Source organism: Faecalibacterium sp. BCRC 81149 (assembly GCF_022750605.1).
Classification (GTDB): Bacteria; Bacillota; Clostridia; order Oscillospirales; family Ruminococcaceae; genus Faecalibacterium; species Faecalibacterium duncaniae.
The window spans coordinates 1-825 of record NZ_QXJA01000043.1 but is presented as its reverse complement, the minus strand read 5'-3'; the positions used below and the strand labels follow the sequence as shown (position 1 = coordinate 825).

The following is an 825-nucleotide window of genomic DNA, read 5'->3' as shown; positions in this document are numbered from 1 at the left end:
TGGTACTGAGCGCAGCATTCACCGGCAGCGTACAGATTCCGCATCGAAGTGCGGTGCCGCTCGTCCACCTGAATGCCGCCCATAAAGTAATGGATACCCGGCAAAATTGGAATGGGTTCTTTGCGAATATCTTTGTGCAGATAGGTCTGACAATCATCCACCAGTCCGGCAAGTTTATGTTCCATGACTTCCTTGGGGAGTTCTGTCATGTCGAGGAACACCTCATAATCACGGCTGACCGTCCAGACTTCCCGCGCGGTGATGTCACGCGGCATCAGGTTGCCGAGTTCTGGATATTTTTCTTCCATGAAATACCACGGCTTCCCGTTCCGCAATGCAAGCAGCCGCCCGCCCTCACCACGGGCTGCCTCACTCAGAAGCATCCGTTTTCCGCCCTGTTCGACCGTGGTGGGGTGGTACTGGATCATTTCAAGATTTGCCATCGGAACACCCAGACGGAACAGTTCTGCGGTGACTTCTCCGGTATTGGCAAGAGAGCCGGTCGTATCACCGAATAAGCCATGCGGCCCGCCTGTGGCAATCAGGACGGCATCGCATACAAACCGCAGCAGTTCGCCGGTATAGGTGTCCTGCACTGTGCAGCCGCCGCAGATGTTCCCGGAAAACAGCAGGGTGCGGAACTTATGGTGAGGAAAGCGTTCGACCGTTCCTGCGCTTTCTTCCCGGCGCACAGCATCGATCAGAGCGGTCATCAGTTGCTTTCCCGTATCGCTTTGTGCAAAGGCCGTCCGCTTTTTCTTCTGTCCGCCAAAATTCCGCAGGTCGAGTTCATCGTCATCTGTCACGTTGAACTGTACTCCCAGA

Annotated in this window: 1 protein-coding gene; it reads right to left on the bottom strand. The window is 55.2% G+C overall.

The window, feature by feature from the left end:
* Nucleotides 1–806, bottom strand: an 806-nt coding sequence (locus D3F01_RS15850; protein ID WP_347568012.1) for an FAD-binding protein, incomplete at its 3' end; no start/stop codon positions are given.
* Nucleotides 807–825 lie beyond the last annotated feature (19 nt).